Origin of the sequence: Hymenobacter puniceus (assembly GCF_014333525.1) — a bacterium.
GTDB lineage: Bacteria > Bacteroidota > Bacteroidia > Cytophagales > Hymenobacteraceae > Hymenobacter.
Genome location: NZ_JACSCX010000001.1, coordinates 1,156,173 through 1,164,371, shown reverse-complemented (window position 1 = coordinate 1,164,371; position 8,199 = coordinate 1,156,173). Strand labels below are relative to the sequence as shown.

Sequence of the window (8,199 nt, the reverse complement as noted above, 5' to 3'; positions counted from 1 at the left end):
ACCTTACTGTCTTTGTGGCCCGCCCCGGCACGGGGTGTGCGGCCACAGCCGAGCGGCCCCCGGACCGGCCTCCCCTGCGGAGGCCGGCGCGGGGGCCGCTTACTGTTTGTGGTTAAGCCAATAGGCACCTGTTGCTTGCTAGCTGGTAAGCCAACTGGTAAGGCTGGTGCCAGGCATTCCTAATACTCTGGAGTCTACAGCAGGAATCGGAGGCTGGGTGATGAATATGCGAACTTACTTCGGATGATCAGATGACCGTTTAGCAACGCCGCTATAACCCTTAGATAGCTCTGCTCATAAAGCCTTGGCAGTGAGATGCCACATAATGGCTCAATGCTGATTTTAATAGCTCTTGTGGGATTGAATTACTTTAAAAGCTTCAGTCTTTTGGTTGTTACTTATCAACTGCTAAATTGAATTAGGTCATCGTCTAAACTGATTTTCAGCAATTTAAGACTTGCTGCTTCCGCTAAATGAAGAAGGCCGCGCAGATGCGCGGCCTTCTTCATTTAGCGGAAGTGTTAGTTCTAGAAGGGATACCCAATGGCAATGTTTAGACGAGGTGCTTTGTCATCTGGCGTGCCATATGGTGCACGGATGGGCATAGCGGCGTCGAAACGGATGACGAAGAACTGGACGTCGATGCGGATACCGGCACCGGCACCTATGGCTAGTTGATTTAAGAATTTGCTGGGTTCAAACTTGCCTCCTAGGCGGTCAGGATCTTCGTTGACCAGCCAGATATTGCCAGCATCTACAAACAAGGCTCCTTTCACATAGGGAAATAAGTCTTGGCGATACTCGGCATTGGCTTCGAAGCGCAGGTCGCCAACTTGGTCGTAGAAGTTGGTGAGACGTTCTGTATTGGGTTTGTAGGTGCCCGGGCCAATGCCGCGGGCAGCGTAAGCGCGGACGCTATTAGGGCCGCCGATACCATATTGCTTGAGGTAGGGTAGCACGCTGGAGTTGAGATAGGGCAGGCCGGCACCAATCAGGACACGGGTGGCAATCTTGTTGCCGCTGGTAGGGTCGGAGGAAGTGCGGAGGTAGTTGCGCAGTTCCAAGTCAACTTTGGTGTACTGCGAAAACTGCTGACCAATGAATGTGTAGGCTTTCGTGCCGTCGGGGTTCTGTTCTTTGGTTTGGCCGGTGAGGTTGCTGAGTAAGTAGGCAGCATTACCGGACACCTCAACGCCCCCGCTGAAGTAGATTTGGTTGCGGCGCTGCTCCAGGGTTTGCTGATTATAGGTGTAGCGGTAGCTGCTGCCCAAGATAAACTGCTGACGAAAGCTATTTGCTAGGAACGCATTGTTATCAAGCAGATCTTGGAACACTGGCGAAACATTACCCAAGCGCAGGTATTGCAGGTCGATGGGGCGCAGTTCGTGCTCATTGGTGATTTTGTTTTTCCAGGTGTAGCCGTAGTTGAGGCTGAAGGCATCCTGCTGGAAGGCTTCGAGGCGCTGCACGTACTTGTAGCCGGCGCCGAACGTGGTGCGGGGCTGGAAATCGGAGTTGCGCAGGCGGATATCAAAGGGCGGCGTGATGAGCCGGGGTACGATAAGCTGGGCATCGGCGCCTAGCTCGTAGGAGGTGAGGCCAATGGCGTTGGTACCGGTCTTGGTTTGGTTTTCGAAAGCGCCCGTGACGTTGATGAGTAACTGTTCGGCGCCGCGCAGGGCGGAACGGTTGCGGAACTGAATCCGGAAGCCAGGACCAACGAAGCCATTGGATTTGCTGACCAGCGCCACTTCGGCCCGGAGGCTTTTCTTCGGCACCTGCGTCATGCGCACAAAGGCGTTGAGGTGGCCGTATTCAGCCGAGTCGGGTTGGTTGCGAGCCGGGCGGAAGCGGATGTCGACGAACTTGAACGTGCCCAGGCTCATGAGGCGGCTTAAGGTCTGGTCGGCACGGCGGCGGCGGTAGACACTATCCGGGTAGAGGAATGTGGCGTTGGTGATGGCCTTGGCCTTGAACATCTTCTCATCCGGATAGTAGCGGTAGCCTTGGTAGATGATGGGCGGGCGGCCCTGGGAGGCGGTATCGGAGAGCGAATAATCGGTGTTAAGGCTGACGCGGTTAAGCACATAAGGCTGGGCAGCGCGCTTTGGGATAGAGCCCTTTACCTTCAGGTAGATATTAGCTTGATTGTCGAGGGTGCTATCCACCTGGAACAGCAGATAGTCGGGAGTGAAATAGTAATAGCCCTGGTTTTTCAAGGCTGCATCAATTCGAATTCGCTCATTGATGAGTTTCTGCAGATTGTAAGGTTCGCCGACTTTGAGGAGTGAACCGGCCTGCGTGGCCCGAATAGCCCGATCAAGCAAGGTGTCACGCTCGGGGTACTGAATCTGCTTGATGAGGTAAGGCTTGCCTACCTGTGCCAGATAATCAACGGTGGCGGTGCGGTCCTTCTTTTCGACTTTGCTGTGGACCACCGGCTTGAAATAGCCGTTGTTGTTGAGGCGGTTGGCCATCAGGTTTTTCACCTGTTGGGTGTCCACTTCACTGAGTAAGACCGGCTTTTCGCCATATTTATCGGCCAGCCACTTGCCTAATCCCTTGGTCTTGCCTTGGCCCATGTTCCAGAAATAGAGCTTGGGGCGGGCACCCAGCAACGAGGTGTTAGGCTTGGGCGCAATAACGGCCGTCAGTTCGGTCGTGAGGGCTGCTTCGTTGGGAATAGGGTCGGTGGACTGCAACTTGACGCTGCTTCCCGTGTAAAGGTAGCTGCCTTCCGGAACGAACTTGGTGCCAGAGCAGCTGGCAACCAACAACAATACCAACAGCGCAACAGAAGGCCGCCATGCCCAAGCTGGGCCAGCAGATGGCGCTACAGCAACTGGAATAGTGCGACAAAAGAAAGAAGGCATCATGCGGAAAACAGGCGGTTTCGAGAAAATCATACGGTGGTGAAGCGCCGCAGAAACCGGCGACTATAGGCAGCTAGCGGCCGGAGGTGGCCGGCCGCTGTGCGGTACGCGTAGTGTCGCGCCGCAGCTCCGACGTAACGGCTTGGACTGAATCCTGCGCGGTTTTCTTTTCCTGGCGCTGGCGGCGGCGGTTTTGCTTTACCTCCTCCTTCACCGTATCATCAATGCCCTTGAACAGGTCGGCTAGGTCGCGGTAGTCGCGCTGGAAGATGAGCGAGGCGCCGGTGCGCACAAACTGTCCGTCGATGTCGCCGTAGGCGTTGTTGCGGAAGGCCCGTAGCCGAATCCGGCCGTTCGCCAGCACGTTGTATTCGATGCTCACATCACCAGCAAACGAGCTGATGCCAGCCTGATTCTGGCCCTGGCTGGCTTGGTTGCCGCCTCCCAGCGGCACATCGGTGCCAAGGCGGACAGTGAGGCGGTTGTTAAGCAGCTGGCGGCGCACGGCTACGTTGAGGTCGGTGCGGGTTTTCTCGGCACCGCTGCTGTAGTCGGCATAAGAATTTACGCCCAACTCCACACCCAGATTGGAGAGGTAGGAGCCGGTGAGGTTGTTGAGCTGCTGTGTGAGTACCTGGCTGGCGGAGCCTCGCAGCTGGTCGGCCACGATGTTGCCGCCACTGCTTTTGAAAGGGTCGTCGGCCATGAAGCGGTTGAGCACCATCAGCGAAAACACCTGCTTGTTCAGCTCCGACGCCTCGCTGGGCTGGCGCAGCTGAGCCAAACGGGCTTCAATTGGCCCACGCAACTCGGAGCGCGACTCCTCGGGCAAGCGGATATCGAAGCCGATGACAGGCTTCAGCAACTCGCCGGTGACGTTCAGGAAAACCTGAAACGGGAGCTGATTGCGGCCCACCGCACTCAGCGTTTCGTCGGCTACGCCTTGCGCGGCCAGCAGCTCGGCCGGCGCGGCCTTCACGTTGTAGATGGCCGCAATGTTAAGCTGGGCATTGTAAGGGTCGCCGCTCCAGACGATGTAGCTGTCGGAGCCAATCTTGAATTCGCGCGACGCCAAGTCGTAGAGCGACATGTTGTAGGCGCCGTCGGTCACATCGAGGCGGCCGGTGAGGCTAATGGTGCCGGTGGGGTCAATGGCCGTGTTAAGCGTGCCCTCGGCCCGCACCTTTAGGTTGTCGCCGGAAATCGGGTCGATGACGAGGGTGAACGGCGTGTTGTCGCGGACGGTGATGCGGGCGGTGATGTCGTAGCCGGCGGCGGTTTTGGCGGAATCCAAGGCCAGCTGCCGGGCCAGCATCGTATCAACGGGTGCGCTCTTGTCAATCCATTCCACGATACCGTCGGTAGCGACTAGGCCGGCTTCGTCGTTGGGCACCACAATAGTTAGGTCGGAGCCTTCTTCTACTAGCACGTTGGTGTTGAGCACGGGCAGATTCAGGTTGCCGCTGATACGCGTGTCGGAGTCCAGTACCAGTTTGCCATAGAATAACTCGTTGTCGGCGGCGCGGCTATTGACGGCCAGGAAGTCATCGGTGGTGGCGTTGAGGTTGAAGCGGTAGGAGTTGACGTCGGCGTAGTTGGGCACGATGATGCGGCCATCCACTACCGCCTTGTTGCCCAGCGAATCCAGAACAGTGAAGTTGTCGAAGGCAATGTTCTGTGGGTTGAACTGCACCGTCTGGTTGGGCATGCGGAAGTCGGAGCCCAGTTGGGTGAGCGTCAGGCCGGCATCAGCGGTGGTAGTAAGCGCGCCGTTGATGATGGGCTGGGCGGCGGTGCCTGTCACCACGATGCTGCCCGTCAAACCACCGAGCCCTTCGCGCAGCTGCCCGGCCGAAAATGGCTCGGCCATTTTCAAATCAAACCGGTTAACGGTTACATCAAAGCGAATTGGGTCGGGCGGCGTGGCCAGATAGTACCCTATGGCTCGCACGTCGGCGCCCTGGGCGTTGGTGAGGCGGGCGTCTACGTTGTAGCGGTTGGCGGTAGGGTTGGTGGCTTTCAGGTTCACGTCGCCGACCACCGTTTTGTTGTAAACCAGGTTGCTGAGCGTTGCGTCGGCAGTGAATGCCTGTGTCGGCTGGCCCAAGCTAAGGGCGAGGGCCTGCCCGTTGAGGGTACCGGCAATAAGCGAATCCTGCAGGCCGGCAGCGCGGCCCAGGCCGTTTAATTCCAGGTTCTGCATGTTCAGCTGCAGCGGATATTGCGCGCCGGGCAGCGTTTGTAGTTTCAGGCTGCGGTTGTTGCGGCTGAACTCCAGGTTATTGGCGAAGATGGCGCCGGTGGCCGTGGTGTAGCGCAGCTCGTTGCCGGGCGTGATGTTCCAGGCCACTCGGTCTAGCATCAGCTTGGGGTCGAAGCTGAAAGCGTAGGAGTCGCCGCCACCAAGCACGCGCAGTACACCGGCCATATTCAGCCGCTCGGCGCTATCCGATTCCGCAATGCGCAGGCGGGTGCCGATTTGGTTGTTCTGCACGCTGCCGGCCAGTGTAGGGTTGGGGATACGCAGCGTGGTGTCCTGGCTGATCTGGCGCAAGCCCAGGCCGTAGTCCAGCTCTTGCGCATCCGAGCTGACGTTGAATTTCAGCGAATCCAGCGCATAGCCCATATACACGATGCGCGGAATGCGGGTATTAAGCTGGAGGTTGGCGGCACGGCTGTCGAAGCTGCCGGTGAGCTTGAACGGCGTGAGCTGCTTGAGGTCGGGCACCAGCTTCTGCACCAGCCGGGTGTTCTTCACGTCGGCATCAAACGTGAACTGCCGGTAAGTAGCCGAGGGCCGGTAGCGCACGCCGGGCAAATCAAAGTAGCGGTCGATGTGCTCCTGCAACACCGTGGCCAGGTCGCCGAGGCGGGTGTTGCCCTGCAGGTTGAAGTCGGCCACGTTGGAGTTGAACACTACTTCCGTACGGCCCGGGCGCTGCACAATACGGCCACTCACCGAGTCCAGCGGAATGGTTTGGTTGTCGCGCACGATGATGATGTTGCGGCCCGAGAACGTGCCGTTGAGCGTGTTGGCGTCGGAGCCGCTGAGGTTGGCGGTCAGGTCGCCCTGCACGCGCAGGTCGCCGCCGGTGTAGAAGCCCAGGGCCGTGAGGTTGGCGCCGCGCAGGTTCAGGCGCTCCACTGAGTAGCTAGGGTTGCTGGCATTGCGCAGATCCACGGTAGCCAGCAAATCCAGATTCAGGTTGGGGTCCTGCCGGCTCTTAGCATCGATGACGTAGCGGTTCCGGTCGATGCCCACGTTGGCCGTGATGCCGCGGTAGGTGTAGCCGTTGTAAGTGGCGCGCTGCACGTTAGCCGTGAGCTGGCCGCGCAGCAGATTCGGGTCGAGGCCGCCGCGGCCTCTCAGGCGGCCATTGGCCGTGACGGTACCAATAGTAGGGTCGTTGAGGATGCGGCCTACGTTCAGGTTTTGTGTGCTGAACACGGCCGTAATCGGTTCCTGGCCTTTGGGGCCGGCGCCCAGGTCAATCTTCGCCGCTATGTTGCCATATGTGGTAGTAGCGCGCAAATCAGCATCAAACAGCATGGCCGATGGGCGGCCGCGGAACGTGCCGGCCACCGTCATGCGGGGCGGAATGTTGTAGCCGGGCGGAATGGTGCCTTTGGGCGCCAGCATCCGGATATCAGCCTCAGAGGTAGTGAATTGCTGAATCCGCAGGTCGGTGTAGAGGCGGCGGTCAGTTTCCGGCAGGCCCTGAATCCGGCCGCTGGCCTTCACGATGGTGTTGCGGAAGCCCACGAACTCCAGCCCCTGAATCCGCATGTCGCCTACGCGGCCACTCACGCGGCCACTCAGCAGCACCGACTGGTTGGGGCCGGTGTTGAACGGAGCCGTGCCAGCTAGGTCGGGGGCCAGATACAGAATGTCGCGGAAGCCGAGGCGCACGTTGCGCAGGTCGCCCTCGATGCCCAGGTTGGGCAGCTGGCGGGTGTCGGCCAGCGCGTCGAGGCTCTTGTAGCGCATGCCCAGCGTCTGGCGGATGCGGGTGTGCGGCGTAATCAGGTCGAGGTTGGTGAGGCGGGTCTGCACCGAGTCGAATACCACGTCGGCCGTGGCCGAGTCGATGCGGAAGCCGCTTTGCTCGCGGCCGGCCAGCTGGTTGATGCGGCCGGTGGTGCTGTTTTCGGAGTAGCGCAGGTTTTCCACGTTCAGCACTAGGTCCGAGAACTTGAGGTGGTTGTAGTCGAGGGCAGGCAGGCGGGTGCGCTGCCTGGGCTCGTCGAAGTTGTCGAAGGCCACATCCACGCCCCGGATGTCGGAGCGGTTAAGCGTTACCACCCAGTTGCTGGGCTGGCCGGTGGCGCCTTCCACGGCGTCGTTCAGGTCGCGCACCACCTCGGCGGGGTTTACGAGGCGCTTTTCCACCGGCACGTTTTCGTTCTGGGCGTAGGCAATGCTGGTGTTGCGCAGCTTCACCGTGTTCAGGGCCACGCGCGAGTTTATCAGGTCGATGTTGTCGGTTGTAATTTCAGCCTCGCCTACGCGGGTACTGATAAACTGCGCCGACGGGTCGTTTTTGTAGGTTAGGCTGACGTTGCTGAGCAGGGCCTTGTTGAGCCCGAACGTGAGGGCCAGCGGCTCAGCCACAGCCGTATCGAGCGGGGCGGTTTTGGTTTGGGCGATGCTGATGGCCGTGTTGCGCAGCGTGGCTTCGTCTACCTTATAGATGGATTGATCGACATCCACGGCGTCCATGGCTACGGCCAGCTCGCCTACTTTCGTGCGCACGTTCATGCCTTCCACCTGGTCGTCGTAGGTGAGGCGGATATTGGTCAGGCGCAGGTCGCCGATGTCGTACTTAAAGCCCGCAGTGGTGTCGGCCGGCGCGGTAGTGGCCGTATCGGCCGTGGTGAAGGCATTGATGATGAAGTCGTAATTGCTCACGCTGTCGGGCAGCGTGCGGCTGATGGCCAGCCTGCCGTCGTTCAGCTCCAGCTCCTTGAGGTTGATTTCTGACTTCGTAAGGGCCCACAAATCCAGGTCGACGCCCAGGCGGCCCACCGACAGCAGCGTGTCGCCTTTCTGGTCCTCGATGTACACGCCTTCCAGGCTAAGCGCGTGCTTGAAATCAGTACGAAACTTGGCAATGCGTACTTCGGTGCCAATTTTATCCTGCAGATAACCAGCCGCTTTATTAGCGGCGTAGTCCTGCACCGAAGGAAATTGCAGCGCCACAACCACTCCTATAACTAGGAGCAGCACAAAAGCTACTAGGCCCAGGAGGGCATAGAGCGCGCGACGGGCGTAAGTAGGTAGCGAGTTGATAACCGTACAGAATTAGGGTGTAGTGTAACCCAACGG

The 8,199-nt window shown here is 59.1% G+C and carries 2 protein-coding genes; both read right to left on the bottom strand.

Annotated features, from left to right (window positions below; genetic code table 11):
- Window positions 1-527 precede the first annotated feature (527 nt).
- Complete coding sequence (gene tamL / locus H8B14_RS05005) at window positions 528-2,873, bottom strand: translocation and assembly module lipoprotein TamL (RefSeq protein ID WP_458363598.1); 2,346 nt, start codon at window positions 2,871-2,873, stop codon at window positions 528-530.
- A 73-nt stretch (window positions 2,874-2,946) separates the two neighbouring features.
- The gene (locus H8B14_RS05000) at window positions 2,947-8,100 is read right to left on the bottom strand and encodes a translocation/assembly module TamB domain-containing protein (RefSeq protein WP_187314475.1); all 5,154 of its coding nucleotides are present in this window, start codon (window positions 8,098-8,100) and stop codon (window positions 2,947-2,949) included.
- Window positions 8,101-8,199: the final 99 nt, after the last annotated feature.

Bases quoted from the DNA above. Each gene is read 5' to 3' on its own strand.
- tamL (WP_458363598.1), bottom strand. From the start codon at position 2,873: ATGCCTTCTTTCTTTTGTCGCACTATTCCAGTTGCTGTAGCGCCATCT.